Annotated in this window: 26 protein-coding genes; 11 read left to right on the forward strand and 15 right to left on the reverse strand. The window is 70.8% G+C overall.

Translation table 11 applies throughout. The features are described 5' to 3' along the window. Positions 1-183: 183 nt before the first annotated feature. Together ACWA7K_RS18255 and ACWA7K_RS18260 are read right to left on the reverse strand one after the other, a co-directional pair. On the reverse strand, positions 184-636 hold the full coding sequence (locus ACWA7K_RS18255) for a hypothetical protein (RefSeq protein WP_456162971.1): 453 nt from the start codon (positions 634-636) through the stop codon (positions 184-186). Beyond that, complete coding sequence (locus ACWA7K_RS18260) at positions 633-1,262, reverse strand: glutathione S-transferase family protein (RefSeq protein WP_456162973.1); 630 nt, start codon at positions 1,260-1,262, stop codon at positions 633-635. Before ACWA7K_RS18260 ends, ACWA7K_RS18255 begins: the two co-directional genes overlap by 4 nt. A gap of 178 nt (positions 1,263-1,440) precedes the next feature. Between ACWA7K_RS18260 and ACWA7K_RS18265 the strand changes: the two genes are divergently transcribed. Continuing rightward, entirely contained in the window at positions 1,441-1,899 is a 459-nt protein-coding gene (locus ACWA7K_RS18265; RefSeq protein WP_456162975.1) for a DUF2127 domain-containing protein, read from the forward strand. Between the two features lie 97 nt (positions 1,900-1,996). Here ACWA7K_RS18265 and ACWA7K_RS18270 read toward each other — a convergent pair whose 3' ends face one another. After that, the gene (locus ACWA7K_RS18270) at positions 1,997-5,053 is read right to left on the reverse strand and encodes an adenosylcobalamin-dependent ribonucleoside-diphosphate reductase (RefSeq protein ID WP_456162977.1); all 3,057 of its coding nucleotides are present in this window, start codon (positions 5,051-5,053) and stop codon (positions 1,997-1,999) included. A gap of 213 nt (positions 5,054-5,266) precedes the next feature. Between ACWA7K_RS18270 and ACWA7K_RS18275 the strand changes: the two genes are divergently transcribed. The 4 genes from ACWA7K_RS18275 (at position 5,267) to ACWA7K_RS18290 (ending at position 7,297) form a co-directional block, all read left to right on the forward strand. Next, positions 5,267-5,692 carry an iron-sulfur cluster assembly protein gene (locus tag ACWA7K_RS18275; protein WP_456162979.1) on the forward strand — a complete coding sequence of 142 codons (426 nt, stop codon included), beginning with the start codon at positions 5,267-5,269 and terminating at the stop codon, positions 5,690-5,692. Positions 5,693-5,774: 82 nt separating this feature from the next. Continuing rightward, a complete protein-coding gene (locus tag ACWA7K_RS18280) occupies positions 5,775-6,128 on the forward strand; it encodes an iron-sulfur cluster assembly protein (RefSeq protein ID WP_456162981.1) in 354 nt (117 codons plus the stop codon). 76 nt (positions 6,129-6,204) lie between these two features. Beyond that, entirely contained in the window at positions 6,205-7,065 is an 861-nt protein-coding gene (asd, locus tag ACWA7K_RS18285; protein WP_456162983.1) for an archaetidylserine decarboxylase, read from the forward strand. A gap of 19 nt (positions 7,066-7,084) precedes the next feature. Then, a complete protein-coding gene (locus ACWA7K_RS18290) occupies positions 7,085-7,297 on the forward strand; it encodes an oxidoreductase-like domain-containing protein (RefSeq protein WP_456162985.1) in 213 nt (70 codons plus the stop codon). Between the two features lie 18 nt (positions 7,298-7,315). Here the strand turns inward: ACWA7K_RS18290 and ACWA7K_RS18295 are convergent, their stop codons facing one another. Next, positions 7,316-10,000, reverse strand: a complete 2,685-nt coding sequence (locus tag ACWA7K_RS18295; protein ID WP_456162987.1) for a bifunctional acetate--CoA ligase family protein/GNAT family N-acetyltransferase — start codon at positions 9,998-10,000, stop codon at positions 7,316-7,318. A 422-nt stretch (positions 10,001-10,422) separates the two neighbouring features. After that, positions 10,423-12,135 carry an AMP-binding protein gene (locus ACWA7K_RS18300; RefSeq protein ID WP_456162989.1) on the reverse strand — a complete coding sequence of 571 codons (1,713 nt, stop codon included), beginning with the start codon at positions 12,133-12,135 and terminating at the stop codon, positions 10,423-10,425. A gap of 89 nt (positions 12,136-12,224) precedes the next feature. On the opposite strand from ACWA7K_RS18300, the gene ACWA7K_RS18305 reads away from it, so the two are divergent. Next, positions 12,225-13,229, forward strand: a complete 1,005-nt coding sequence (locus ACWA7K_RS18305) for an esterase/lipase family protein (protein WP_456162991.1) — start codon at positions 12,225-12,227, stop codon at positions 13,227-13,229. Here ACWA7K_RS18305 and ACWA7K_RS18310 read toward each other — a convergent pair. Further along, on the reverse strand, positions 13,226-14,086 hold the full coding sequence (locus tag ACWA7K_RS18310) for an HDOD domain-containing protein (RefSeq protein ID WP_456162993.1): 861 nt from the start codon (positions 14,084-14,086) through the stop codon (positions 13,226-13,228). The two genes, ACWA7K_RS18305 and ACWA7K_RS18310, sit on opposite strands and share 4 nt — an antisense overlap. 159 nt (positions 14,087-14,245) lie before the next feature. Here ACWA7K_RS18310 and ACWA7K_RS18315 point away from each other — a divergent pair, with 159 nt between their 5' ends. Next, positions 14,246-15,028, forward strand: coding sequence for a DUF2189 domain-containing protein (locus ACWA7K_RS18315; RefSeq protein WP_456162995.1), 783 nt, complete (start codon positions 14,246-14,248; stop codon positions 15,026-15,028). Between the two features lie 17 nt (positions 15,029-15,045). Continuing rightward, positions 15,046-15,255, forward strand: a complete 210-nt coding sequence (locus tag ACWA7K_RS18320; RefSeq protein ID WP_456162997.1) for a DUF2788 domain-containing protein — start codon at positions 15,046-15,048, stop codon at positions 15,253-15,255. An 18-nt stretch (positions 15,256-15,273) separates the two neighbouring features. On the opposite strand, the gene ACWA7K_RS18325 is transcribed toward ACWA7K_RS18320, so the two are convergent. From ACWA7K_RS18325 to ACWA7K_RS18365, 9 genes are all read right to left on the reverse strand, one after another. Further along, positions 15,274-15,549 (reverse strand): DUF493 family protein, encoded by a 276-nt coding sequence (locus tag ACWA7K_RS18325; protein ID WP_456162999.1) that lies wholly within the window; start codon positions 15,547-15,549, stop codon positions 15,274-15,276. Positions 15,550-15,592: 43 nt separating this feature from the next. Next, complete coding sequence (locus tag ACWA7K_RS18330; RefSeq protein ID WP_456163001.1) at positions 15,593-16,516, reverse strand: D-amino acid aminotransferase; 924 nt, start codon at positions 16,514-16,516, stop codon at positions 15,593-15,595. 113 nt (positions 16,517-16,629) lie between these two features. Continuing rightward, complete coding sequence (locus tag ACWA7K_RS18335; RefSeq protein ID WP_456163003.1) at positions 16,630-17,841, reverse strand: D-alanyl-D-alanine carboxypeptidase family protein; 1,212 nt, start codon at positions 17,839-17,841, stop codon at positions 16,630-16,632. 50 nt (positions 17,842-17,891) lie between these two features. Beyond that, complete coding sequence (locus tag ACWA7K_RS18340; protein WP_456163005.1) at positions 17,892-18,518, reverse strand: alpha/beta hydrolase; 627 nt, start codon at positions 18,516-18,518, stop codon at positions 17,892-17,894. Positions 18,519-18,544: 26 nt separating this feature from the next. Then, on the reverse strand, positions 18,545-18,877 hold the full coding sequence (locus ACWA7K_RS18345) for a (2Fe-2S) ferredoxin domain-containing protein (RefSeq protein ID WP_456163007.1): 333 nt from the start codon (positions 18,875-18,877) through the stop codon (positions 18,545-18,547). A gap of 46 nt (positions 18,878-18,923) precedes the next feature. Next, the gene (locus tag ACWA7K_RS18350; protein WP_456163009.1) at positions 18,924-20,039 is read right to left on the reverse strand and encodes a VanZ family protein; all 1,116 of its coding nucleotides are present in this window, start codon (positions 20,037-20,039) and stop codon (positions 18,924-18,926) included. Between the two features lie 3 nt (positions 20,040-20,042). Beyond that, positions 20,043-20,483 (reverse strand): CopD family protein, encoded by a 441-nt coding sequence (locus ACWA7K_RS18355; protein WP_456163011.1) that lies wholly within the window; start codon positions 20,481-20,483, stop codon positions 20,043-20,045. Positions 20,484-20,594: 111 nt separating this feature from the next. Continuing rightward, entirely contained in the window at positions 20,595-20,852 is a 258-nt protein-coding gene (locus ACWA7K_RS18360) for a hypothetical protein (RefSeq protein WP_456163013.1), read from the reverse strand. A 112-nt stretch (positions 20,853-20,964) separates the two neighbouring features. Then, a complete protein-coding gene (locus tag ACWA7K_RS18365; protein WP_456163015.1) occupies positions 20,965-22,299 on the reverse strand; it encodes a serine/threonine-protein kinase in 1,335 nt (444 codons plus the stop codon). 138 nt (positions 22,300-22,437) lie between these two features. Between ACWA7K_RS18365 and argS the strand changes: the two genes are divergently transcribed. The 3 genes from argS to ACWA7K_RS18380 are packed head-to-tail and all read left to right on the forward strand — an operon-like array spanning position 22,438 to position 25,516. Beyond that, on the forward strand, positions 22,438-24,123 hold the full coding sequence (gene argS, locus ACWA7K_RS18370) for an arginine--tRNA ligase (RefSeq protein WP_456163017.1): 1,686 nt from the start codon (positions 22,438-22,440) through the stop codon (positions 24,121-24,123). A 30-nt stretch (positions 24,124-24,153) separates the two neighbouring features. Then, positions 24,154-24,807 (forward strand): SPOR domain-containing protein, encoded by a 654-nt coding sequence (locus ACWA7K_RS18375; protein ID WP_456163019.1) that lies wholly within the window; start codon positions 24,154-24,156, stop codon positions 24,805-24,807. Positions 24,808-24,850: 43 nt separating this feature from the next. Beyond that, the gene (locus tag ACWA7K_RS18380) at positions 24,851-25,516 is read left to right on the forward strand and encodes a thiol:disulfide interchange protein DsbA/DsbL (RefSeq protein WP_456163021.1); all 666 of its coding nucleotides are present in this window, start codon (positions 24,851-24,853) and stop codon (positions 25,514-25,516) included. Positions 25,517-25,521 lie beyond the last annotated feature (5 nt).

Consider the following 25,521-nt stretch of genomic DNA (forward strand, 5'->3'; position numbering starts at 1 on the left):
CTTTCGCGCAGATCAGTTGCCTTGAGTCAGCGCTGTCTGACGGCCAGACCCATCTGGCCGTCGACAGTTCCTCCCGGCAAAGGCGACCACCATTCTTCGCCGTCCTCAAGCCGCTGCCGCACCAGCGGCTTCAGGAGATGTGCCAGTTCCGCCAGATGCCCGAGAACTTCTGAGCGCCTTCCCTCAGCGCATCGGCTGCGGTGACCGGCTGCGTGCCTTGAGGGCCTGGCGGATGCGGTCGCTCATGGCCTCGAAATCGCTGCGCAGCTGGGTGCAGGCGGCGGCGTTGGCGGATTCGCAGAGGGTCTGGATGTCGATGCGCAGTTCGCCGACCGGTGGGCGTTCGACGACCCGTCGGACCAGCGCCGGGTGGGCCGGGTGGCCGGGTGGGGTGAAGGACCATTGGGCCGACGCCATCGGGTCGTTGACGGTGGTCCAGCCGTCCGCGTGGGTGACGATCGTGCCGTTGCCGTCGCGCGCCTCCAGTGCGGCCAGTGCCTCGGCGACGCGGGTGTAGGGGATCGGTGGAACGGGCTGCGCAGTAGGCTGTGCCTGTTCCTGGGCCTGGGCGGTCGAGCACACGGCGGCGGCCAGCAGGCTGGCCAGGGCGATGCGGGTCCGGAGGGTGGTCGTCATGCCTTCGTCGCGTCGATGCGCGCCTGGTTGATCTGGTGGGCGCGCTGCGCGGCCGGGCGGGACTGGCAGCGGGCGACGTAGGCCTCGAAGGCCGGGCGCTTGTCGATCGTGCCGAACATCAGGCCCCAGCCCAGGCTGGAGCCGACGTAGACATCGGCCGCCGTGAAGCGGTCGCCGCAGAGGAAGGGCCCGGTCGAGACCGCGCCCTCGAGCGTCGCCAGCGTGCGGTCGCGCGAGCCGAAGCCGACCATGCCGTTGCGGCCCTCGGGCACCTGCCAGCCCAGCGTGTGGGCGACGGTCGCCTGCTCCAGCGGGCCGGCCGCGAAGAACAGCCAGCGCAGGTAGGGCGCACGTTCGCGGCTCGCCGGATCGGGCGCCAGGCCGGCCTGCGGGAACCGGTCGGCCAGGTAGGCGCAGATCGCGGCGGCCTCGGTCACGACCGCATCCCCATCGCGCAGCGCCGGCACCTTGCCCATCGGGTTGATGGCGAGGTAGGCCGGATCCTTCATCGCCGGCCCGTAGTCGAGCCAGACGGTGGTGTAGGGCTGGCCGACCTCTTCGAGCATCCAGTGCGCGATGCGGCCGCGCGACTGGGGGTTGGTGTAGTAGACGAGTTCGCTCGACATGGCAGGCCTCCGTTGGGGACGAAGGTGGACGCTAGCGCAGACCACGCCGCTTGTCGGCCCCGGGCAAGTCCGGAAACCGGTGGCCGGCCGGGTTGCAGCTGAAACACGCGGTCATCGCGGCGAAGCCGGGCCGACATGCGGGAACGCGAGCATCGACGCGTCGGAAGAGGAGATCCGCATGGTCCGTGCCGCCACACACCTGCGCGCCATCGCTGGCCTGGAGGCCTTCAAGGGCCTGCTCGCGCTCGGACTGCTGACGGCGCTGGTTCGCCTGCCGGCCGCAGAACTGGGCCGGGGCATGGTGCAGATCACCGGCCTGCTGGGCCTGCATCCGGTCGACCCGACCCTGACGCCCGTCCCCTTCGTGTCGACCACGTCGCTGACGCTGCTGGTGGCTGCCTACGCCAGCATCCGCCTGCTGGAGGCCTGGGGCCTGTGGCGCGAACGACGCTGGGGCGTCTGGCTGGGCGCCACCTCCGGCGCGATCTACCTGCCGGTCGAGCTCGGCCACATCCTGCGCGGGCCGGGCTGGCTGAACGTGTCGGTGCTGACCTTCAACGTCGCGCTGGTCGGCTACCTCATGTGGCGGTTGTGGCGACAGGAACGCGCCACGCCATCGCTGCTACGAGCCGCCTGAGTAATCCCAGCCCCCGCCGTGGAGCCGGCTTCGCCGGTCCACCAGCGGGCGGCCCCCACGGGGGGTAGCGAGCGCCAGCGAGCTTGGGGGCTCACGATCACCCGCAGGCGCCGACGTAGCCGCAGCTGGTGCAGAAGTCGCAGCCGTCCTTGTGGATCATCGTGGCGTTGCCGCACTCGGGGCAGGGCTTGCCGGCGATGACCTTGCGGGCGGTCGAGCCGGTCGGCGCGGTGTCGGCATCGGCCTCGCTGGCCTGGACGGCGGCAACCGGGGCGGCCAGGACGCCCATCGCGCTGACGGGCTCGCCTTCCTCGGTCAGCACGCCCAGCATTGCGTAGCGGTGGATGACCAGGCGGGCGACGTAGGCGACCGTGCTGGGCCAGACCTGCTGGCGCTTCTGGCCGGGCACCGGGGCCATGAAGTGGCCGAGCGGCTCGCCGACGTTGAGCAGCTTGCGCAGCTTCATGCCGACCCAGGCCGGGTCGATCACGCGCATGTCCAGCGACAGCAGGCGCGCCAGGCCGTCGAGCGCGCGCGGGTAGTTGCCAGCGAAGCCGATCGCGCAGGGGCGGGTGACGTGGCTGCCGTCCGGGCCGGGCAGGGTGACTTCCTTGAGCGTGAGGGTGAACTCCTCGCCGGTGGCCGGGTTGTGGATGTCGACCGCCCAGGCCAGCGTGCCTTGCGTGCCGGTGCGCGGTTCCTCGCGGCTGAACATGGCCGCCAGGACCGGCGACGGGCCGCCTTCCTGCAGTGCGCCGAGCTGCTCGCAGCGCCAGCGGATGACGGCGGCGGTGGCGGCGACAACGCCGGGGAAGAGCTTCTTCTCGCCGGTCGGCGGGAAGGGCATCTCGAAGGCACGTTCCTCGGCGACGGTGGCCAGCGCGTCAAGCTTGAGCTTGAGCCAGCTGGCGTCATTGGCCCGCATGTCCAGCGACAAGGTCTTGGCCAGCGCGGCCAGGCCACGCGGCTGCTCGGCGCCGTTGACCCAGACCTCGAAGGGCACGTTGCGCTCGAACAGGCCGGCGTCCGGTCCGGCGGCGGCCGGGAGTTCGCCGACGAACAGCGCGAAGTCGCCGTGCGGGTGCTGGATCATGAAGCTCCAGGCCGGGTTGCCGCCGCTCATCTCGGGCCGGCTGGGCCAGCGCAGGCTGGCCATCACCGGCTGCGGCAGGCGGTCCAGGCGCAGGCGCTGGTTGGCGCCGGACGGCGTGGTCTCGGCGACGGTCAGCGGCGCCGGTGCGGCCTCGGCGGCAGGCGTGGCCGGCGCAGCGGCCGGCGTCGGCTCGACGCTCAGGACGGCACCCAGCACGCTGTTCGGGCGATAGGTCGCCAGGCCCTTCAGGCCCGACTTCCAGGCCGCCATGTAGAGGCCCTGGAAGTCCTCGTAGGGGTAGTCGGCCGGGACGTTGACGGTCTTGCTGATGGAGGTGTCGACGCAGGGGGCGACCGCCGCAACCATCATCTCGTGGGCCTCGGCGCTCATCTCCAGCGCGGTCACGAAGGCCGGGCCCATCGGCGCGTCGACGCCCTTGAGGTGGCGGTGCAGGCGCCAGGCGTGGTCCTCGACGCTGTATTCCTTGAAGCTGCCGTCGGCCTCGCGCTTGCGGCGGGTGTAGGTCCAGCTGAAGGGCGGCTCGATGCCGTTGGACGCGTTGTCGGCGAAGGCCAGGCTGATGGTGCCGGTCGGCGCGATCGACAGCAGGTGCGAGTTGCGCAGGCCGTGCGCGCGGATGCGGTCCTTGACGGCGGCCGGCAGGCGCGAGGCGAAGCTGCCGCGGCTCAGGTACAGGTCGGCGTTGAACAGCGGGAAGGCACCGCGTTCGACGGCCAGGTCGACCGAGGCGTTGTAGGCCGCGTCGCGCATGACCTCGCTGATGTGGCGCGCCATGTCGCGCGCGGCCGGCGTGTCGTAGCGCAGGCCCAGCATGATCAGCGTGTCGCCCAGGCCGGTGAAGCCCAGACCGACGCGGCGCTTGTTGGCCGCTTCCTGCTGCTGCGCCGGCAGCGGCCAGACGGTGGCGTCCAGCACGTTGTCGAGCATGCGGGTGGCGACGGCGCAGACCTCGCTGAAGCCGGCCTCGTCGAAGCCGGCGTCGGCCTCGAACGGGCGGGTCACGAAGTGGGTCAGGTCGACCGAGCCCAGGCAGCAGCAGCCATAGGACGGCAGCGGCTGTTCGGCGCAGGGGTTGGTGGCGGCGATGGTCTCGCAGTAGCCGAGGTTGTTGTCCTGGTTGATGCGGTCCAGGAACAGCACGCCCGGCTCGGCATGGTCGTAGGTCGACCGCATGATCTGGTCCCACAGGTCACGCGCGGGGACCTCGCGGTAGACCCACAGGCCGTCGGTGCGCTGGCGGGCGCCGGCCGCCTTCTGCTTCGGGCCGGGCTCGGCCTTGTGGACCAGCTCGATCGGGCCGTCGGACTCGACCGCCTGCATGAACGCATCGGTCACGCCGACCGAGATGTTGAAGTTGCGCAGGTCGCCCTGGTCCTTGGCGTGGATGAAGGTCTCGATGTCCGGGTGGTCGCAGCGCAGCACGCCCATCTGGGCGCCGCGACGGCTGCCGGCCGATTCGACCGTCTCGCAGCTGCGGTCGAACACGCGCATGTAGCTGACCGGGCCGGAGGCATGGCTCTCGGTCGAGCCGACCCAGGCACCTTGCGGGCGGATGCGCGAGAAGTCGTAGCCGACGCCGCCACCGCGCCGCATCGTCTCGGCGGCTTCGGTCAGGGCGGTGTAGATGCCCGGGAAGCCGTCCTCGGGTTCGGCGATCGAGTCGCCGACGGGCTGGACGAAGCAGTTGATCAGCGTCGCGCTGAGCGTCGTGCCGGCGGCCGAGGCGATCCGGCCGGCGGGGACGAAACCGCGTTCCTGGGCGGCCAGGAACTTCGCGGCCCAGGCCTCGCGCTGCTCGGGCGCCTCGACGGCGGCCAGCGCGGCGGCGACGCGACGGCGCACGTCGGCGATGGTCTTCTCGTCGCCCTTGGCGTACTTTTCCTGCAGCACCTCGGTGCTGATGGCCTGGGCCGGCAGGTTGGCGCGGCTGGGGGCCTCGGCGGTGCTGGCGGCGGCCCGGCGGGGGCTCGCGGCGCGGCTCGGGGAGGTCGTGGCGTCGCTGTCGAACAGCGACAGGTCCTGGCGATTCGGGTCGGACATGGAGGGGTCTCCGTGGATCAGGGGCGGAGGATAGTGCGGACGCCCGGGCTCGCCCAGACCCGGGCGAGCCGATGCGCGCTGGATCAGATCGGGCGCATTCCGGTCCCTTGACAGACGCCGCACGACCACCCCGGTTGACCCGCCTCAAGCCCCTCGGACGCGGCCGTCCGATAGTCGACCGGACCTTGATTCCTGCAGGGCAGGAGGCCCGTCATGTCGCTGTCCACCCTCGATCCCTACCCGCCGATGAGCTGCCCCTGGAGCCGCTCGACCGACGCCGCGCGCAGCCCCGACCTGCCCGCCGACGCCGACCTGCGCCTGGCCGGGCCGACGGGGCCGCTGCTGCGCGCGCTGGACGCGCTGCGCGGCGTGCGCGACCCGTTGCTCGACGCCGACATCGTCGCGCTGGGGCTGGTCGAGTCGCTGCGGATCGAGGACGGCGAGGTGCGCCTGTGCCTGGTCGGCGTCGGCCCCGACTGCCCCTTGAGCGACTTCGCCGCCGACCGGGCCCTGCGAGCGCTGCAGGCGGCGTTGCCCGACACCGACATCTACATCCAGCACGACCCCTGGCTCGAGTGGACGCCGGCGCGCGCCAGCCGATCGCTCGACGGCGCGTTGGCCGTGTGGCAACGCGGCTGAATCGGTCGACAGTCACGCCTGGACGTGCCAAGCTTGACATCACTCAAATCGGTAGGCCCCGAACGGGCGCAGCATCTCACCCATGGACACACGCGGCGGTACGACGATCTGGATCCAGGCGGTGCGCGCCCCGAATGCCGAGCTGCGGCTGGCAGGCCCGCAGGACCAGCTCGATGCGGTGCTGGCCGCCCTGCGCGAGGTGCGTGAACTGCGCGAGCCGCTCGACATCGTCAGCAGCGGCCGGGTCCAGGCGATCGAGATTGCCGACGGCGAGGCGACGCTGACGCTGCGCATGGGCCAGGGCCTGTGTGACGACGCCCACGCGCTGGCCGAACAGGCCTTCGACGCCTTGCGCGGCGCACTCCCCGACACCGACCTCTACCTGTGCCACGACCGCCCGATGGGCTGTGCCGGACGGGCATCGAGCGGCGGCTGACCCCCTGCCGGCAGCGCCTTTGGAGCAAGGTGGCGCCGATACACTGCGGCCCGTTTGTCCACCACCGGTGCCCGCCGTGTCCGATCGCCTCGCCGTCCTGCCGCAGTACCTCCTGCCGAAACAAGCCCTCACGGCACTCGCCGGACGCTTCGCCTCGGCCCGCGCCGGCGGCCTGACCACCTGGGTGATCCGGCGATTCGTGGCGCGCTACGGCGTCAACATGGCCGAGGCGGCCGACCCCGAAATCGGTCACTACGCGACCTTCAACGACTTCTTCACCCGCGCGCTGAAGCCCGGTGCGCGGCCGCTGGCCGAGGCCGACCTGATCTGCCCGGTCGACGGCGCCATCAGCCAGTTCGGCCGCCTGACGGGCGATGCCGGCGACCAGGTCTTCCAGGCCAAGGGTCACCAGTACAGCACCACCGCGCTGCTCGGCGGCGACCCGTTCCAGGCCCTGCCGTTCGCCGGCGGCCACTTCGCCACGCTCTACCTGAGCCCGCGCGACTACCACCGCATCCACATGCCCTGCGACGGTCGGCTGACGCGCATGACGCACGTGCCCGGCGCGCTGTTCTCGGTCAACCCGACGACCGCGCGCGGCGTGCCCGGCCTGTTCGCGCGCAACGAGCGCGTGGTCTGCTTCTTCGAGGGCCCGCACGGTCCGTTCGTGCTGGTGCTGGTCGGCGCGACCATCGTCGGCAGCATGGCCACGGTCTGGCACGGCATGGTCAACCCGCCGCGCCCGGGGCACATCCGCAGCTGGACCTATGGCGAGCAGCCCGGCCAGGTGGTGGTGCTGAAGAAGGGCGAGGAGATGGGCCGCTTCCTGCTCGGCTCGACCGTCGTGATGCTGTTCCCGGCCGGCCCGCTGCGCTTCAACCCCGAGTGGGCGCCGGCCCGCGCGATCCGCCTCGGCGAGGCGATGGCCAGCGTCTGAGCGTCAGGGTGTGACACGCATGGACCGACACCTTCCAGCCAGCCTTGAAGGCCCGGCCGACGACCCTCGCCCGGTCGAGCCCGAACCCCTGCCCGAAGGCGTCTGCTGCGACAGCGGCTGCGACCCTTGCGTGCAGGACACCTGGCGGGCCGACTGGCTGGCCTGGAAGGCGGCGCTGAAGGCCTGGGAAGGCCGTCAGGCGGCGCGTGTCATCCCGATCCGGCCGGACTGAGCCGGCGCCGCGTCAACGTCAGAGCGGCTTGCTGACCAGCTTGAACTCCGGATCCTCCGGGAACGGCGCGACGCTGAAGCCCAGGCCGCGCATCAGCCGCAGCATGTTGGGGTTGTTGGCCAGCACCAGGCCGTCGATCTCCGACAGCCCGCGGCTGCGCGCCACCTCGATGATGCTGAGCATCAGACGCGACCCCAGGCCCTGGCCCTTGTAGGCGTCCGACACCACCAGCGAGAACTCGCAGCTGGTCTGGTCCGGGTTGGTGATGTAGCGCGACACGCCGATGATCTGGCGCACCTCGCGCACGCCGCCCTCGACGCCGTCGTCGGGGATCTTGTCGACGTGCACCGCCACCAGCGCCATCTCGCGGTCGTAGTCGATCAGCGTGTAGCGCGCCAGCATGCGCGCCGGCAGCTCGTGCATCGCGCTGGCGAAGCGGAAGTAGCGGCTCTCCTCCGACAGGTTGCGGGTGAAGTCCTGCAGCATGTCGGCGTCGTCGGGCCGGATCGGCCGGATCGTGTAGAGGTCGCCGCCCTTCATCGGCCACTCGCGTTCCTGGCTGGCCGGGTAGGGCAGGATGGCCAGGTGGTCGTAGCCGTGCATCGCGCTGGCGGTGTGCTCGATGACGATGCGCGCGTCGACCGCGACCACGCCGTCCTCGTCGACGATCAGCGGGTTGATGTCCATCTCGCGCAGCTGCGGCAGTGCGCAGACCATCTCCGAGACCCGCAGCAGCACCTGCTCGATCGCCTCCAGCTGGACCGCCGGCAGGCCGCGCCAGGCGCCCAGCATCTCGGCGATGCGCGAGCGCTCGATCAGCCGGTGGGCCAGGAACTGGTTCAGGGGCGGCAGCTCCATCGCACGGTCGGCGATCAGCTCGATCATGGTGCCGCCGGCACCGAAGGTGATGACCGGGCCGAACGGGTCGTCGGTGGTCATGCCGATGTAGACCTCGCGGCCGTGGCGCTTGCCGCTCATCGGCTGCACCGTGACACCGTGGATGCGCGCCTGCGGCATCGCCCGGGCGACGGCCGACAGCATGTCCTGGCAGGCATCGCGCACGGCGGTGGCGCTGCGCAGGTTCAGCATCACGCCGTTGACGTCCGACTTGTGGCTGATGTCGGGCGAGTCGATCTTCAGCGCCACCGGGTAACCCAGCTGGCTGGCGATCAGCATCGCCTCGCTGGCATCGCGGGCCCGCATCGTGCGCGTCACGGGGATGTGGAAGGCCGCCAGCAGCGCCTTTGATTCCATCTCCGTCAAGACCTTGCGGCGCTCGGCCAGCACGCCCTCGATCAGCAGCCGCGCGCCTTCCGCATCGGGCACCGCCAGGTTCGACAGCGGCGGCGGCGTCTGCTGCAGCAGCTGCTGGTTCTGATAGAAGCTGGCGATGTTGTGGAAGGCGTCGACGGCCGATTCCGGCGTGCGGAAGGTCGGGATCGAGCGGGCGTTCAGCAGCAGGCGCGCGTCGCGCACGCTTTCCTCGCCCATCCAGCTCGTCAGCACCGGCTTGGCCACGCGCGAGAGCGTCTCGCAGACCACCTGCGCGATCGCGTCCGGATCGCCTTCGGGCTTGGGTGCGTAGAGCACCAGCACGCCGTTGACCGACGGTTCGCGTGCGCAGGCCAGCAGCGCGGCGCGGTAGTGCTCGGGGCCGGCGTCCTCGCTGAGGTCGATCACGCCGTCGAGCGTCGCGCCGGCCGGCAGGCCGGGTTGCAGTTCCTGGCGCAGCGGCTGGCCCAGGCTGACGACGTTCAGGCCCATCTCGTTGGCATGGTCGGCCGCCAGCACGGCCGGACCGCCGCCGTTGGTGACGATGGCCAGCCCCCGGCCGGTCGGCCGGTAGCGCGAGGCCAGGCACTTGGCGGCCGAGAACATCTGCGTGAAGGTGCGCACCCGCACGACACCGGCGCGGCGCAGCGCGGCCTCGAAGACATCGTCCGAACCGACGATGGCCGCCGAGTGCGTCAGCGCGACCTGGCTGCCGGCCGGCTTGCGGCCCGCCTTCATCACCACCACCGGCTTGGCGTAGGCCGCCGCGCGCAGCGTGCTCATGAAGCGGCGCGCGTTCTGGATGCCTTCCAGATAGACCAGGATGCTCTGGGTGGCCGCGTCATGGGCCAGGAAGTCCAGCACCTGCGGCAGGTCGACGGCGGTGTTGGCGCCCAGCGAGATCACGTTGGAGAAGCCCACGCCGTTGCGCGCGGCCCAGTCCAGCATCGACGCGGTCAGCGCGCCCGACTGCGACACCAGCGCCAGCGGCCCGGGCGCCGCCAGCCGGCCGGCCAGGCTGGCATTGAGCTTCTCGTGCGGGCGCTGGAAGCCCAGGCTGTTGGGCCCCAGCAGGTGGATGTCGTGACGCCGCGCGATCGCGTGCAGTTCCTGGCAGCCGGCCAGCGGCAGGTTGCTCGACAGCACCAGCGCGGCGCGGCAGCGGATCCGCCCGGCGATCTCCAGCGCGGCAGCGATGCGCTCGTGTGGCAGTGCGATCACCGCCAGGTCGGCGCGGGTCTCCGCCAGGTCACCGAGCGTGCCGGTCATCTCGGTGTCGAGGTGGGTCACGCGGCCTTCGAAGGCCTGCGCCTTCAGCGCCCTCAGCAGCACCCGGGCGGGGCCGTGCGCGAGCGTGTCGGGGTCTTCTCCGCCGGTGAAGACGATCAGGCTGGAGGGTTGGAACAGGGCATGCAGGAAATGACGGTCCACGGGCGAGGTCCGGACAGCAGGATGGTTTCAGGATAGGTGAGCCGCACGCTCGCCGCGAGGCGTCGGGCCATGCCGATCACGCTTTCTTGTCGCATCGCAACCTTCGCCGGAAAGCCCGCCGCAGGCGTGCCCGAAGGGCCGGAAGTTGTTCCCTGTATTCATCGGGATTTTTGAAAATTTTCAGGGTAGTAGTCGTAATAGGGGCCGACCTGTTCTGTGGACAAGCTCGAAATCCCCTTGTCGATCAACGACTTGCAGAACGTCCAAGTCTGTGGGCCGAGGCCCTGGAAGCACAGGGGCAAGGTGACAACAACTTGGCCGACCGGCGCTGGCCTGTGGATTCGTCCCGTCCTGTGCCGGACTTGCCCACAGGCTTGTGCGTGGCTGTGCGCAGGCTGTGGCCAGCGTGTGGGCAAGTGGCCTCAGGGCTTCGATGGGGCAGGGGGCGCGTCACGCAGTTCGCGCCGCAGGATCTTCCCGACGTTGGTCTTGGGCAGCGTGGTGTGGAACTCGATCACCTTGGGTCGCTTGTAGGCGGTCAGCTGCTGGCGGCACCAGGCGGCGACGTCCTCGTCGCTCAGCTTCGGGTCGCGCCGGACGATGCACAGCCGGACCGCCTCGCCGGTGCGCTCGTCGGGCATGCCGACGGCGGCGCACTCGGCCACGCCGGGCATCAGGCTGACGACCTGCTCGATCTCGGTCGGGTACACGTTGAAGCCGGACACCAGGATCATGTCCTTCTTGCGGTCGACGATGCGGACCTGGCCGGTCGGGTCCATCGTGCCGATGTCGCCGCTGCGGAACCAGCCGTCGGCGTCCAGCACCTGGGCGGTCTCGTCCGGGCGCTGCCAGTAGCCGGCCATCACCTGCGGGCCGCGGATGCAGATCTCGCCGGCGGTCCCGGACGGCAGGTCGCGGCCGTCGTCGTCGCGGATCGCGATCTCGGTCGACGGCATCGGATAGCCGATCGAGCCGGTGAACTCGTGCACGTCGACCCGGTTGGCGCAGGCCACCGGCGAGGTCTCCGACAGGCCGTAGCCCTCGACGATCGGACAGCCCGTCAGCGCCAGCCAGCGCTGCGCGGTCGCCTGCTGCACGGCCATGCCGCCGCCCATCGACAGCGCCAGCGCCGAGAAGTCGACGGTCTTGATGTCGGGGTGGTCCATCAGCGCGTTGTAGAGCGTGTTGACGGCCGGGAAGAGGTGGAAGCGCACGCTGGCCAGCGTCTTGATCGTGCCGGCGATGTCGCGCGCGTTGGGCACCAGCACCATGCGCTGGCCGAGCCGCGCGCCCAGCATGAAGCAGATCGTCAGCGCGAAGATGTGATAGAGCGGCAGGGCGCAGACGCCGGTCATCTGCTCGGTGTGCTGGCGCGTGATCGGGCTGAACCAGCTCTCGCACTGGGCGATGTTGGCGATGACGTGGCGGTGCTGCAGCATCGCGCCCTTGCTCACGCCGGTCGTGCCGCCGGTGTACTGCAGGAAGGCGAGGTCGTCCGGCCGTGGCGAGACCCGCTTGAGCGTCATCCCGGCGCCGGCCTTCAAGGCCTGCGGCCAGCGCCGCAGCGTGTGGCCGCTCCGCTCGGGCAGCGTCCACGGCGGGATCAGCTTCTTGACGTGCCGCACCACCGTGTTGACCAGCAACCGCTTGAGCGGCGGCAGCGCATCGCCGAGCTGCGTCAGCAGCACGTGGCGCACGCGGGTCTGCGCGATCACCGGGGCCAGCGTGGCGGCGAAGTTCTCCAGGATCACGATCGCCTCGGCGCCCGAATCGACCAGCTGGTGCGCCAGCTCGCGCGGCGTGTAGAGCGGGTTGACGTTGACGACCACGTAACCCGCCCGCAGCACGGCCGCCAGCGAGATCACCATCTGCGGCACGTTGGGCATCATCAGCGCCACGCGCGCGCCGGGTTCCAGCCCGAGCGACTGCAGCCACGCGCCAATCGCGCGCGACTGCGCGTCGACTTCGGCGAAGCTCAGGCCATGACCCATGAAGAGCAGATGCTCGCGGTCGGCGTAACGCCTGAAGCTGTCGTCGAGCAGGTCGACCAGGCTGGTCGCGGGCGGCGTGCCGATGTCGGGTTCGACGCCGTCCGGGTACTGGTCCAGCCAGGGGCGAGGGCGGTTCATTTCCATTGGAAATCCTTCAGGATCGTGTCACGTCGAGCATGCCAGCCCGGGCATCGCCGGCCCACCGGGATAGCCACCATGTCGGCAGGTTGAGGATGGACAGGAAGACGCACGAACACGCCGGAACGGCACCCTTCATCGAGCCCGTTACCGCGCCGTCGCCGTGGCCCCTGCGGCTGGCCTGGCTGGCCGGCGGGGCCGCGTTGCTGGCGCTGACGGCGTGGTCGGCCTGGCTGCTGCTGCTGGTGCCGGCGATGACGCTGCTGGCCTTCGGCATCGAGATGCTCGCGGTCGCCACGCAGCACCGCGACGACCCGGCGCCGCGCCCGTCGCCGTCAGCTCTTCTGAAGGCGGCCTGCCGCGAGGTCTGGCTGTCGACGCGGGTGTTCGGCTGGCGCCAGGTCTGGCGCAACCGGGCCTGGGCGGACGAGCCCGGCCAGATCGGCAAGACGGGCGGGACGGGTGTGCTGCTGGTCCACGGCTACCACTGCAACCGCGGCTTCTGGTGGCCCGAATGGCCGACCTGGCTGACCCGCCACGGCATCCCGCACGTGGCCGTCGACCTGCACCCGACATGGACCGGCATCGACACCTACGCGCCCCAGGTCGAGGCCGGCGTCCAGCGCCTGATGGAGGCGACCGGCCGCATGCCGCTGATCGTCGCCCACAGCATGGGCGGCCTGGCCGTGCGCGCCTGGTGGCGCTGGCGCGAGTCGCAACGCGCCGCCGGCATCGACCTGCCCGCCTGGCCGATGCCGCGCGTGCTGACACTCGGCACGCCACACGGCGGCACCTGGCTGACGAACCTGTCGGCCGGCTTCGCCCCACCCAACGCCCGCCAGATGGCACCCGACAGCCCTTGGCTGCAGACCCTCGCCGCCAGCGAATCACCGGCCTGGCGGGCCCGTTTCACCTGCGTCCACAGCCACTGCGACAACGTCGTCTTCCCACCCGCACGCGCCGTGCTGGACGGCGCTGGCGCTGTTCACCACTGGCCCGGACTGGCCCACCTGGAGCTGTCGCGGGATGGGCGGGTGTGGGGGCTGGTGGAAGGGTTGCGGGCCCGCTTGCAGGCCGAGCAGGACGGGGGGCGTTCCTAGCTGTCCAGCTCCCCGAGCAACGTGCGCACCGCCATCGGCGACAGGTTCAGCAGTTGCACGAGTTCCTCGATGTCGTCGGGCAGGGCGGCGTTGTCCCAGCCGGACTGGGTGTGGCGGGCGAGCTGGACCGAGAGCTTGACGAGGCGGCGCTGGGGCTGGACCAGGGCGATGCCTTCGGCGTGGTCGTCGGTCAGGCGCAGCAGGCGTTCGGGCAGGTGCCAGGCGCGCAGCAGCGACTGTTCGAGGTCGATCAGGCTGACGTTCAGCACCTCGCGTTGGGCGGCTTCCGAGCGCAGCGTCGGGTCGGCCTGCAGGCGTGCGGCGACCTCGCCGATCAGGGCCGGTGCGTGGCACCACAGCAGCATCTCGGTGACGTCGTGCAGCAGCGCGGCGACGCGCAGCAGCGTGACGTCGGGCTCCATGCGGTGGATGCCGAAACCGAGCGCGAATCGGGCGGCGCGGTGGGTCCGGCGCAGCACGGCGCGCAGGCCGTCCTGGGCGATGGGCTGGTCGGCCAGCAGGTCCTCGACCACCTGCACGTCGGCGGTCGCGCCGAAGAAGCGGCCGATGCCCAGCATCATCACGGCGGCCGTGACGGTCTCGGCCGGCGTGACCTGGCGGACGTGGCGCTGGCGGGCCGCGAGTTCGAGCACCCACAGCGTGGCCAGCGGGTCGTCGTCGATCGCGACGTCGACGCGGTGGGCGTCGACGTTGCCGCGTGCCTCCTCGGCCTCGGCCAGCACGGCCAGCGACGCGACGCTGCTGGCCAGCAGCGGGATCGGCCGGGCGCGCAGCGCGGCGGTCCAGGCCGCCAGGTCGGGCGGTGCCTTGGTCAGCGCAGGCAGGACTGATGACATGGTGAAGCTCTTTCCGCAGGGTCTTCGGCAGGCCCGCAAGGGCCACGGCCGATGATCGTCTTATCGGCGCACGGAAGCATCGTCTTGAACCCCGTCGCCCGTGCACCGGGCATGACGAAGCGCATGAAACGGCGCCGGACGCTGCACTAGGATCCCTGGATGCACGTCGACGCCATCGCCTTCCGGACCCCCATCCGCACCTTGCGGCCGCTGCAGCCGCTGACCTGGCTGGAACGGGCCTGGCACGACATCCGGCAGGCGCCGGGCATCGCGTTCTCGCATGGCCTGCTGCTGGCGCTGGCGGGCTGGTTCATCCTGGCCGTGGCGCGGCACCAGTTCTGGGTCATGGCCGGTGCGCTGTCGGGCTTCCTGATCGTCGCGCCGGTGGCCGCCACCGGGCTCTATGCGGTCAGCCGTGCGCTCGAACGCGGCGAGCCGGCGAGCTGGTCGACGGTGCTGTCGGTCTGGCTGTCGGTCGACCGCCGGCTGGTGCGCTTCGGCCTGCTGCTCGGTCTGGCCGGCACCGGCTGGGTGCTGACCTCGGCGGCGCTCATCCATGCGCTGTCGCCGGCGCCGATCGTCACGCCGATCGACTTCCTGCGGCTGGTCGTCGCCAACCGGCAGTCGTGGCTGTTCGAGCTCTGGCTGGCGCTGGGCGCGCTGCTGGCCGCGCCGGTCTATGCGTCCAGCGTGCTGGCCATTCCGATGATGCTGGACCGTCCGATCGGCGTGCTGGAGGCCGTGCTGGTGAGCTGGCGCGCGGTGATCGAGAACCCCTTGCCGATGGCGGTCTGGGCGGCCCTGCTGATGGGCTTCACGCTGCTGGGCCTGGGCTCGCTGCTGATGGGCCTGATCGCGGTGGTGCCGATGCTGGGCCATGCCAGCTGGTATGCCTATCGCGATCTGGTTCCGGCTGATCCGGCTGGCTCGGCAGCGGCCTGAAGCGGAGGGACGACACCATGTTCGGCTACTCCGAGGAACAGCTCGCCCACTTCGGCCTGACGGTCGGCGTCTCGGCCTTCATCCTCTACATGCTCTTCATCATCGCGCAGCTGGCGCGCGAGTCGAAGGCCGGCCGGTTCGGCACCTTCGTGCTGTTCCTGGTGCTGTCGTTCGGGATGCTCGGCTTCGTCGCGAAAAACATCATCGCGTGGGTGCTGGACATGTGACGCCCAGGCGCCCCAGGGTCAGAGCACGATCTTGACCATCGGGTGCCCGGACAGCGCGCGGTAGAGCGCATCGAGCTGCTCGCGGCTGGTGGCGCGGATGGTGATCGTCAGGCCGAGGTAGTTGCCACTCTTGCTCGGCCGCTGCTCGACGGTGGCGGCGTCGAAGCCGGGGTCGAACGCGCGGGCCACCGCGACGATGGCCTCCAGGTAGCCCGGGACGTGCGGGCCCATGACCTTGATCGGGAAGTCGCAGGGGTACTCGATCAGCGACTGGTCGGGCGGGATGTCGGGCATGGTGGCGCTTCAGGTCGGAAAAGGATGGGTTCGACGTGGGGCGTCAGATCGATTGTTCAAGCTTGGCCTGCTCATAGGCCTCGTGCAGCCGGGCATAGACCGGACCGGGCTTGCCGCGACCGGCGCCGTGGCCGACCGGCTCGCCGTCCAGGCGGGTCACGGGCAGCAGCTCGCGGCCGGCCGAGCTGATCAGGATCTCGTCGGCCGCGTACAGCTCGGCCTCGCCGATCGGGCGCAGGTGACAGGCGATGCCGACCTCCTCGCACAGCGACTGCAGCAGCTCCACCCGGATCCCCGCCAGCGTGTGGCCCGAAGGCGGCACGCCGATCAGCGCACCTTCCAGCACGATCCAGACGTTGCTCGACGAGCCTTCGCTGACGGTCACGCCGCCGTGCGGCATCTCGCGCAGCAGGATGGTCTCGTCGGCACCCGCGTCCATCGCCATCTGGCGCGCCATCACGTTGCCCAGCAGCGAGGTCGACTTGATGTCGCCGCGCGACCAGCGGAAGTCCGCATGGGTGATGCACGAGGCGCCGCGGTGGCGTTCCTCCGGGCCGGGCGGATGGTGCGGCGTGCTCATCATGAAGACGGTCGGCTGCAGCCCCGCCGGCATGCCGTGCGCACGCGGCGCGACGCCGCGCGTGACCTGCAGGTAGAGCAGCTGCTCGTCGCCGCCGCCGGCATCGGCGACCCGTTCGACCAGCTCGCGCATCAGCGCCAGCCAGGCGTGGCGGTCGTGCGGGTTGGGGATGCGCACGGCGGCCAGCGAGCGTTCCAGCCGGACCATGTGCTCGTCGAAGCGGAACAGGCGCCGGCGGTAGACCGGCACGACCTCGTAGATGCCGTCGCCGAACAGGAAACCGCGGTCGAGGACCGGGACCCTGGCCTCGTCCAGCGCCAGCCAGCGGCCGTCGAGGTGGCAGGGCAGTTCGCGGACGTTGACGTGACGCGCAGCGCTTGAGGGCATGACCAGCCTCCGGTCGGTTCCGGCCGGGCAGGCTGCCTCGGCCGGGTCAGGCCAGATTAGCGCGACTGGACCGGCCGCGCCATGCGCCGGCGCATGGCATCAGGACGACAGGATCAGCGCACCCACAGTCGCAGGCTGTCCCAGGCGCGGCCCAGCAGGCCGGCCAGCGGCACGTCCTGCGTCACGGTGATCGGCGTCTGCGCCAGCACCTTGCCGTTGGAGGTGATCTTCAGCGTGCCGACGTTCTGGCCGACCGTCAGCGGCGCCAGCAGCGGGTCGGTGCGGGTGATCTCGGTCTGCAGCTTGCCCAGCTCGCCGCGCGGCACGGTCACGATCAGCGGTTGCAGCAGGCCGAGCTTGGCGTCCTTGGCGGCGCCCTTCCAGACCGGTGCGGTGGTGATGGTGGCCTTGGCGTCGTAGACCTTCACGGCGTCCCAGGCGCTGTAGCCCCAGTTCAGCAGCTTCTGCGCCTCGTTCGCACGGGTCTCCTTCGAGGCCGACCCCAGCACCACGGCGACCAGGCGGCGCGGGCCGGCCGGCAGGTCGCGCCGGGCGGTGGCGATCAGGCAGTAGCCGGCGGCATCGGTGTAGCCGGTCTTGAGACCGTCGACGGTCGGGTCACGCCACAGCAGCAGGTTGCGGTTGCTCTGCTTGATCTTGTTGTAGGTGAACTCCTTGGTCGTGTAGTACTTCGCCTCGTTGGGGAAGTCCAGCAGCAGCCGCGTGGCGATCACCGACAGCTCGCGTGCGGTGCTGACATGGCCGGGCGCGGGCAGACCCTCGGGGTTGCGGAACTGCGTGACCTTCAGTCCGAAGGCCTGTGCCTGGCGGTTCATCAGCGCGACGAAGTTCTCGACCGAACCGCCGACCGCCTCGGCCAGCTGCACCGTGGCGTCGTTGCCGCTCTGGACGATCATGCCCAGGATCAGGTCCTCGACCCGCACCTGCGTGCCGACCTGGATGTACATGCGCGAGGCGTCGGTCATGCCGGTGCGCCAGGCCCGCTCGGAGACGGTCAGCTGCTGGTCCAGGCTGAGCTTGCCGTCGCGCAGCGCCTGGAAGACCAGGTAGGCGGTCATCAGCTTGGTCAGCGAGGCCGGCTCGACGGTGGCATCGGCCTCGCGTTCGGTCAGCACCTGGTTGGCGCTGGCGTCGAAGAGGATGTAGGCGCGCGCGGCGACCTCGGGCACGGCGACCTGGGCCAGCGCGGGCGTCGGCGCCAGCGACAGGCCGGCGGTCGCACCGATGGCCAGGGCGGCCGCGAAGGTCGTGGCAACGAGGCGACGGCACACGCCGGTCAGGAAGGCGGGAAGCTTGGACTGCATGGTGTGGAAGGAATCCGGTTGAGGGCCGCAGGGGGCCCGGTGCGGCGGGCTCAGTGCCAGCTGCGCACGATCAGTTGGCGCAGCTGGGTCAGCTGGCCGTGGAAGAAATGGCCGACGCCGGGCATGACGATCACCGGCAGCTGCTGCGGCCGGGCCCAGTCGAGCGTGGCCGAGAGCGGCACGACATCGTCCTGCTCGCCGTGGATGACCAGCGTGTCGGCCGGCACCGGCGCGGGCGTGGCGCGTTGTGTCGACGGGCCGACCAGCACCAGCCGCTCGGCCGCGTCGCCACCGGTCAGGCGGGCCGCTGCCAGCGTCGTGACATAGGCGCCGAACGAGAAGCCGCCGAGCACCAGCGGCAGGCCCGGACGGCGCATCGACGCGACCACCGCGAGCATGTCGTCGGACTCGCCGCGGCCCTCGTCGTGCGTGCCGGCGGTGGCGCCGACGCCGCGGAAGTTGAAGCGCACCGTCTCGTAGCCCAGCAGCACCAGCGCGCGGGCCAGGGTCTGGGCGACCTTGTTGTCCATCGTGCCGCCGAACAGCGGGTGCGGGTGCGCGACCACGGCGACGCCGCGTGGCGCTTCACCGTGCGAGGCGTCGTTCGGGCGGTCGATCGCGCATTCGATCGGGCCGACGGGGCCGTCGATCAGGCGTCGTTCGGTCTGGGCGTTCATCGCGGCGTGCTCCGGGGCCGTGCGGCTCAGCGGCCGACGTCCGGCGGCAGCACCAGACGCTCGACGACCTGGCCGTCGCGCAGGTGCGATTCGACGATCTCGTCGATGTCGGCCTGGTCGACGAAGGTGTACCAGGTGGCGTCCGGGTAGACCACCGCCACCGGCCCGCCGGCACAGCGGTCCAGGCAGCCGGCCTTGTTGACGCGGACCTGCCCGGGCCCTGCCAGGCCGAGGCTCTTCACCTTCTGCTTGCAGTGGTCGAAACCCGATTGCGCGGCGTGGTCGGCGCAGGAGCCTTCGCCGTTCGAACGCTGGTTCAGGCAGAAGAAGATGTGACGCTGGTAGTAGCTGCTGCTCATGGCCGGCGATTGTAGAAGTCGCCCTTGGCGGGCCTGTTTCAGCTCGTCAGCCGACGTCGCGGCGGCGGTTCGACTGCGCCACCTCGGCCAGCAGCCAGGCCAGCGCCGCGAAGGGCCAGATCCAGCCGACCCAGCGGGCCACGCCGTGGAAGCGGACGAACCGGCCCTGCTCCCAGCGCGCCAGGCTGGAGGCCAGGTAAGGGTCGGTGCCGGCCTGCGAGGCCAGCGCGATCAGCACCGTCAGCCCGACCAGCCCGAGCGCGGCGACGACCCGCGCCGGCAGCAGCGTCAGCAGCACGCCGGCGATGCCGGCCAGCGCCAGGCCGGGCCAGAAGGCCGGCGTCAGCCAGGTCAGCGCATGTTCGGGGCCGAAGTTCAGCGCCGTCGACAGCGTCGTCGTGGCCACCCCCATCACGGCCGCGCCCAGCAGCAGCACGAGGCGGTGGTGGCGCTGGCGGGCCACGCCGTAGGCGATCCAGCACGGCGCCAGCAGGCCCAGAGCGATGGCGATCATCTCCGGCCCCGGCGGCAGCGGCGGGGGCTCGACCGGGGTGCTGATCCAGCCCTCGAAGGCGCTGTCCTCGAGCGCCTCGTGCAGGGCTTCGGTCAGGCGCGTCAGGCCTTCGCCCAGGCCCAGCGGGACCGGTGGCGGGAACAGCAGGCCGACCGGCCAGGTCAGCAGCAGCGCCAGGCCGACGGCCCCGTGCGGCACGAACCAGCGGTCACGCCAGCGCTGCCAGGCCCGCAGCAGGCCGAGGTCGTGCGCCGTGGCCGCCAGCAGCGCGCCGACCAGCGTGCCGGCGCTGTTGAGGGCCCAGTCGATGCGCGAGGGCACGCGCACCGGCAGCAGGGTCTGGGCCCACTCCATCAGCAGCGACAGCAGCGAGCCGACCAGCAGCGCCTGCAGCACCGAACGCAGCGCCAGCCGGCCACCGCGCAGCCAGCCCATCGCCAGCAGGAAGCCGAGCGGCTGGTAGGCCAGGAAGTTGGACCACAGGTCGAAACGCGACGACGCCGGGCTGGGCAGCCACAGGCGCAGGTACCAGGGCTGGCCGGGCGGCCAGCGCCAGCCCTCGAACGGGTGCAGGCTGGCGTAGACGATCAGCAGGACCCACGCCAGCGCCAGGGGCCAGGCCGACGAGCGGTAGGCGCGCGGCGGCACGGGTCAGAACGGCTTGACGACCACCAGCACCACGACGGCCGCGAAGGCCAGCACGGCGATCTCGTTGTAGACCCGGAACCAGCGGTGGCCGCGGGTGTTGGCGCCGTTCTCGAAGCGGCGCAGGTGCGCGGCGTTGACGTGGTGGTAGCCGATCACCGCGACCACCAGCGCCAGCTTGGCATGCAGCCAGCCGTTGCCGGGACCGCGGCCGATGCCCTCGCCGAGCCAGAGCCACAGGCCGCTGGCCAGCGCGAACAGCATCAGGCCGGTGGCGAAGCGGTGCAGCTTGCGCGCCATCAGCAGCAGCCGTTCGCGTTCGGCGACGCTGTCGGGCGCGACCATCGCCAGGTTGACGAAGATCCGCGGCAGGTAGAACAGGCCGGCGAACCAGCTCGCGACCAGGATGATGTGCAGGGCCTTGACCCAGAGGTAGCTGCTCGACATGCGATCGATCATAGCCACGGGGCGCCGGATGCACCGCTTCGGTTCATGGCCGCCGCCACCATGAACAACGCCCGGGCAAGCCGGGCGTTGAGGGGCGACGTTGGCGTGCGCTTACTTGGCGGCGTCGGCCACGCACTTCTTGACGAAGCTGTTCTTGGCGGCACCCGCCAGCTTCTTCTCGGCGGCCTTGGCGTCGCAGGCGGCGGCGGCGCTGGAGCCGCCCGACTCGCGCTCGCACTTCTTGACGAAGCTGTTCTTGGCGGCACCGGCGAGCTTCTTCTCGGCGGCTTGGGCTTCGCAGTCGGCGGCCTGGGCGGCGCCGCACAGGGTGGCCAGGGTCAGGGCGATCAGGGAGATCCAGGTCTTCATGGCAGTGCTCCAGCACGGTTGCAGGGTTGACCAGCCCGCTTGGGCTAGTGGCCGGCGGGATTGAAACCCGGGCCCGTGCGGCGCACAAGAGGCGCTTGTGCCGGGATGTTGCTCAGAGGATGCGCCGCGGGTGCGCCAGCGCCTCGTGGGCGGCGTGCAGACGGCGCACCAGCACGCGGATGAAGGCCTCGTCGAACAGGTGGCGGCAGGCCGGGCTGAGCTTGCCCAGGCTGTCGGGCGAGAAGCTGATCGTGGTCGCGGTCTCGGTCACGACGATGTCGGTGCTGTGGCGGCGCAGCTCCGGACTCGGCGCCAGGTAGGCCATCTCGCCCACCGAGGTGCCCGCGCCCAGCTCGGCGACCCGCCGGCCGTCGCGGTAGACCTCAACCGCGCCTGAGGCAATGATGTGGAAGTGCCGCCCTTCCTCGCCCTTGGCGTAGAGCGCGTGGCCGACCGGGAAGCGCTGCCACTTGGCGCGGTGCACGACCTCCCAGAGCGCGACGTCGCCGAAGTTGTTGAAGAACTCCAGCGTGCGCAGCAACGTGAAACGTTCCGAGTCCAGCACGCCCTGCAGCGCGCCGCGTGGCACGTGGTGGCGGGCGATCAGCTGCGACAGCGCGTCGCCGACGGCGTCCCAGGACGGATAGCGGTGGTCGCTGCGCTTGGACAGGCAACGCTGCACGACCTGGTCCAGCGCGGGCGTGACGCCGGCGCGCAGCCCCACCAGCGAGGCCGGCTGGGCGTGGCAGATCTGGTGCATCAGGCTGGCCTGGCTGGCCGCCTCGAACGGGGCGTGGCCGGCGATCAGGTGGTAGAGCACCGCGCCGAGCGAGTAGATGTCGGCCCGCGCGTCGAGCTGGCTGCCGTCGAGCTGTTCGGGCGACATGTAGGCCAGCGAACCGACGCGGTGGACCTGGGTCGAGTCCGAGGCCAGGTTCAGCGCGCTGCCGAAGTCGGTGATCTTGACGTCCGAGACGACCCCGTTGGCCTCCAGCGCCAGGATGTTGGCCGGCTTGACGTCGCGGTGGATCAGGCCCTGCCGGTAGCAGTAGCCCAGCGCCATCGCGCACTTGAAGCCGATTTCCACGATCTGTTCGAGCGGCAGCAGGTGGCCGGGCTGGCAGTAGGCCCGCAGCGTCGTGCCGGGCACGTACTCCATCACGACGTAGGGCGCCGACGGGTCGGGCACGGCGTCGTAGATGTCGACCACGTTCGGGTGGTGAAGCAGGCCGGCGAGGGCCGCCTCGGAGGCGAAGAAGCGCGAGAAGACGTGGCCGTCCTGGGCGTCGGTCAGGACGTTCGGCCTGACCCGCTTGACCGCCACCTGACGGTCGTGGAACTCGTCATGGCAGAGGAAGACCTCGCTGGTCGTGCCTTCGCCGAGGCGTCGGATGACGCGGTACTTGCCGATGCGTTCGGGCTGTTCCGCGATGCTGAGGTCGATCATGGTCTGGGGTCGGAAAGGGACGCTTGAGTTTTTCACCCCCGGGCCCGGGCGACAAGCCGATATGAGGGTGAAGTCGGGGGCTTCTGCCACGCATTGCGCAGCGCCGGGGCGATCCGGGCCCCACCCTAGAATGACCGGATGATTCAAGCCAAAGCGGAACTGATGGCAGCGCTGGAACAGGCGCTGGCCGAGGTGGCACCGGGCCACGGCCTGGTCCCCGCCTTCGAGAACCCCAAGCAGGCCGCCCACGGCGACCTCGCGATCACCGCCGCGATGCCGCTGGCCAAGGCGCTGAAGAAGAACCCGCGCGAGCTGGGCCAGGCGCTGGTCGAGGCCCTCGGCCGCCAGCCGGCCGTGCAGCGCTGGGTTGACGCCACCGAGCTGGCCGGCCCCGGCTTCATCAACCTGCGGCTGCGCCCGGGCGCGCGCCAGCAGGTCGTCGCCCAGGTGCTGGCCGATGCCGACCGTTTCGGCGTCCAGCCGGCCAACGGCCGTCGCGTGATGGTCGAGTTCGTCTCGGCCAACCCGACCGGCCCGCTGCACGTCGGCCACGGCCGCCAGGCGGCGCTCGGCGACGCGATCTGCAACCTCTACGCGACGCAGGGCTGGCAGGTCCACCGCGAGTTCTATTACAACGACGCGGGCGTGCAGATCGGCACGCTGGCGACGTCGACCCAGTGCCGCCTGAACGGCCTGAAGCCCGGTGACGCCGGCTGGCCCGAGTCGGCCTACAACGGCGACTACATCGCCGAGATCGCCGCGAGCTTCCTCAAGCGCGAGACCGTCTCGGCCGACGACCGCTCGTTCACCGCCTCGGGCGACGCGGCCGACCTGGACGGCATCCGCCAGTTCGCCGTCGCCTACCTGCGCCACGAGCAGGACCTGGACCTGCAGGCCTTCGGCGTGCGCTTCGACCACTACTACCTCGAGTCCGGCCTGTACACCAGTGGCCGGGTCGAGCAGACCGTCGCCCGCCTGGTCGCCGCCGGCAAGACCTACGAGGACGGCGGCGCGCTGTGGCTGCGCTCGACCGACTACGGTGACGACAAGGACCGCGTGATGCGCAAGTCCGACGGCACCTACACCTACTTCCTGCCCGACGTGGCCTACCACGTGCACAAGTGGGAGCGCGGCTTCGACAAGGTCGTCAACATCCAGGGCAGCGACCACCACGGCACCATCGCCCGCGTGCGCGCCGGCCTGCAGGCGGCCGGCGTGGGCATCCCGCAGGGCTGGCCCGACTACGTGCTGCACAAGATGGTCACGGTCATGAAGGGCGGCGAGGAGGTCAAGATCTCCAAGCGCGCCGGCAGCTACGTCACGCTGCGCGACCTGATCGACTGGACCAGCCGCGACGCGGTGCGTTTCTTCCTGATCAGCCGCAAGGCCGACACCGAGTTCGTCTTCGACGTCGACCTGGCGCTCAAGGCCAACGACGAGAACCCGGTCTACTACGTGCAGTACGCCCACGCGCGGATCTGCTCGGTGCTCGACGCCTACGTGGCCGACCGTGGCGGCGACCTGGCCGCGCTGGCTGGCGTCGACCTGTCCGCGCTGACCGCGCCGACCGAGACGGCGCTGATGAACAAGCTGGCCGACTACCCCGAGATGCTCGGACGCGCCGCCGCCGACCTGGCGCCGCACGACATCGCCTTCTACCTGCGCGATGTCGCGTCCGCCTTCCACAGCTACTACGCCGCCGAGCGTTTCCTGGTCGACGACCTGGCACTGCTGCACGCCCGCATGGCGCTGCTGGCGGCGACCGCCCAGGTGCTGCGCAACGCGCTGGCCCTGCTGGGCGTGTCGGCACCGCGCAAGATGTGACCGCCCCTTTCCACGGATCGAACTGAACCCATGGCATTTCCGCAATCCGGCGCGCGCAAGGGCGCCCTCAGCAGCCAGCGCGGCGGCTTCGCGCTCGGGCTGATCGTCGGCCTGCTGATCGGCGTGGGCCTGTCGCTGGCGGTGGCGCTCTACGTCACCAAGGTGCCGGTGCCCTTCGTCGACAAGGTGCCGCAGCGCACCGCCGAGCAGGACGCCGCCGAGGCCCGCAAGAACGAGAACTGGAACCCGAACGCGCCGCTGGCCGGCAAGTCGGGCGGCTCGGCGGCCACGCCGGCTCCCGCGCCTGCGGCACCGGCCGCCAGCAGCGGCGCGGCGACGCCCGCCCCGGTCGCGCCGCCGGTGGCGGTGATCGGCGCGTCGAAGCCGGCGCCCGCCGCCGCCACGCCGGCCGCGTCGGGCACGTCAGCCCGCAGCGGCGCTGATCCGTTCCAGTACTTCGTGCAGGTCGGTGCCTACACGCGCACCGAGGAAGCCGAGCAGCAGCGCGCCAAGCTGGCCATCAACGGGCTGATCGCCAAGGTGAGCGAGCGGCCGCAGGGCAGCGGCACGATGTACCGGGTCCGGCTGGGTCCTTTCGAGGTCCGCGAGGATGCGGACCGCGCCAAGGAACAGGCCGCCGGAGCGGGCTACAGCGATGCCGCCGTGGTGCGCGTCGCCCGCTGACCGGTCGATGAATCGAAGTTCAGGAAGCAACGAGGTAACTCTGATGATGGATCGCCGTGAATGGATGCAGGGCAGTGCCGCGCTGGCGCTGCTGGGTGGCTGGGCCGGCTCGGCCTCGGCGCAGGAATTCGTCGAGGGCAAGCACTACGTGAAGCTGCAGGCCCAGGTGCCGGTGACGGCCCCGGCCGGCAAGATCGAGGTGGTCGAGTTCTTCTGGTACGGCTGCCCGCACTGCAACGCCTTCGAGCCGGCGCTGGACGCCTGGTCGAAGAAGCTGCCCGCCGACGTCGCCTTCCGCCGCGTCCACGTGGGCTTCCGCCCGAGTTTCGAGCCGCAGCAGCGCCTGTCGGCGACGCTGGAGGCGCTGGGCTGGACCGACAACTTCCAGCGCAAGATCTTCCACGCCATCCACGTGCAGCGTCAGCGTCTGGACAGGCCCGAGGAGATCATCGACTTCATCGAGAAGAACGGCGGCGACAAGGCCAAGTTCGTCGAGATGTTCAATTCCTTCGGCATGCAGGCCAAGGTGCGCCAGGGCAAGCAGCTGGCCGAGGCCTACAAGATCGACGGCGTGCCGGCGATCGGCATCCACGGTCGCTTCTACACCTCGCCGTCGCTGGCCGGCGGCGAGAACACGCCCGAGCTCGAAGGCGGCCAGCGTTGCCTGGCACTGGCCGACCAGCTGATCGCGCGCGTTCGCAAGGGCTGAGGCCC

Source organism: Leptothrix mechoopdaensis (SeqCode), assembly GCF_053893855.1.

Bases quoted from the DNA above. Each gene is read 5' to 3' on its own strand.
- ACWA7K_RS18330 (WP_456163001.1), bottom strand. From the start codon at position 16,516: ATGCCCTCAAGCGCTGCGCGTCACGTCAACGTCCGCGAACTGCCCTGC.
- ACWA7K_RS18340 (WP_456163005.1), bottom strand. From the start codon at position 18,518: ATGAACGCCCAGACCGAACGACGCCTGATCGACGGCCCCGTCGGCCCG.
- ACWA7K_RS18310 (WP_456162993.1), bottom strand. From the start codon at position 14,086: ATGTCATCAGTCCTGCCTGCGCTGACCAAGGCACCGCCCGACCTGGCG.
- ACWA7K_RS18255 (WP_456162971.1), bottom strand. From the start codon at position 636: ATGACGACCACCCTCCGGACCCGCATCGCCCTGGCCAGCCTGCTGGCC.
- ACWA7K_RS18275 (WP_456162979.1), top strand. From the start codon at position 5,267: ATGTCGCTGTCCACCCTCGATCCCTACCCGCCGATGAGCTGCCCCTGG.
- ACWA7K_RS18290 (WP_456162985.1), top strand. From the start codon at position 7,085: ATGGACCGACACCTTCCAGCCAGCCTTGAAGGCCCGGCCGACGACCCT.
- ACWA7K_RS18360 (WP_456163013.1), bottom strand. From the start codon at position 20,852: ATGAAGACCTGGATCTCCCTGATCGCCCTGACCCTGGCCACCCTGTGC.
- ACWA7K_RS18270 (WP_456162977.1), bottom strand. From the start codon at position 5,053: ATGTCCGACCCGAATCGCCAGGACCTGTCGCTGTTCGACAGCGACGCC.
- ACWA7K_RS18375 (WP_456163019.1), top strand. From the start codon at position 24,154: ATGGCATTTCCGCAATCCGGCGCGCGCAAGGGCGCCCTCAGCAGCCAG.
- argS (WP_456163017.1), top strand. From the start codon at position 22,438: ATGATTCAAGCCAAAGCGGAACTGATGGCAGCGCTGGAACAGGCGCTG.
- ACWA7K_RS18345 (WP_456163007.1), bottom strand. From the start codon at position 18,877: ATGAGCAGCAGCTACTACCAGCGTCACATCTTCTTCTGCCTGAACCAG.
- ACWA7K_RS18280 (WP_456162981.1), top strand. From the start codon at position 5,775: ATGGACACACGCGGCGGTACGACGATCTGGATCCAGGCGGTGCGCGCC.
- ACWA7K_RS18355 (WP_456163011.1), bottom strand. From the start codon at position 20,483: ATGTCGAGCAGCTACCTCTGGGTCAAGGCCCTGCACATCATCCTGGTC.
- ACWA7K_RS18380 (WP_456163021.1), top strand. From the start codon at position 24,851: ATGATGGATCGCCGTGAATGGATGCAGGGCAGTGCCGCGCTGGCGCTG.
- ACWA7K_RS18320 (WP_456162997.1), top strand. From the start codon at position 15,046: ATGTTCGGCTACTCCGAGGAACAGCTCGCCCACTTCGGCCTGACGGTC.
- ACWA7K_RS18335 (WP_456163003.1), bottom strand. From the start codon at position 17,841: ATGCAGTCCAAGCTTCCCGCCTTCCTGACCGGCGTGTGCCGTCGCCTC.
- ACWA7K_RS18305 (WP_456162991.1), top strand. From the start codon at position 12,225: ATGGACAGGAAGACGCACGAACACGCCGGAACGGCACCCTTCATCGAG.
- ACWA7K_RS18260 (WP_456162973.1), bottom strand. From the start codon at position 1,262: ATGTCGAGCGAACTCGTCTACTACACCAACCCCCAGTCGCGCGGCCGC.
- ACWA7K_RS18265 (WP_456162975.1), top strand. From the start codon at position 1,441: ATGGTCCGTGCCGCCACACACCTGCGCGCCATCGCTGGCCTGGAGGCC.
- ACWA7K_RS18315 (WP_456162995.1), top strand. From the start codon at position 14,246: ATGCACGTCGACGCCATCGCCTTCCGGACCCCCATCCGCACCTTGCGG.
- ACWA7K_RS18365 (WP_456163015.1), bottom strand. From the start codon at position 22,299: ATGATCGACCTCAGCATCGCGGAACAGCCCGAACGCATCGGCAAGTAC.
- ACWA7K_RS18300 (WP_456162989.1), bottom strand. From the start codon at position 12,135: ATGGAAATGAACCGCCCTCGCCCCTGGCTGGACCAGTACCCGGACGGC.
- ACWA7K_RS18325 (WP_456162999.1), bottom strand. From the start codon at position 15,549: ATGCCCGACATCCCGCCCGACCAGTCGCTGATCGAGTACCCCTGCGAC.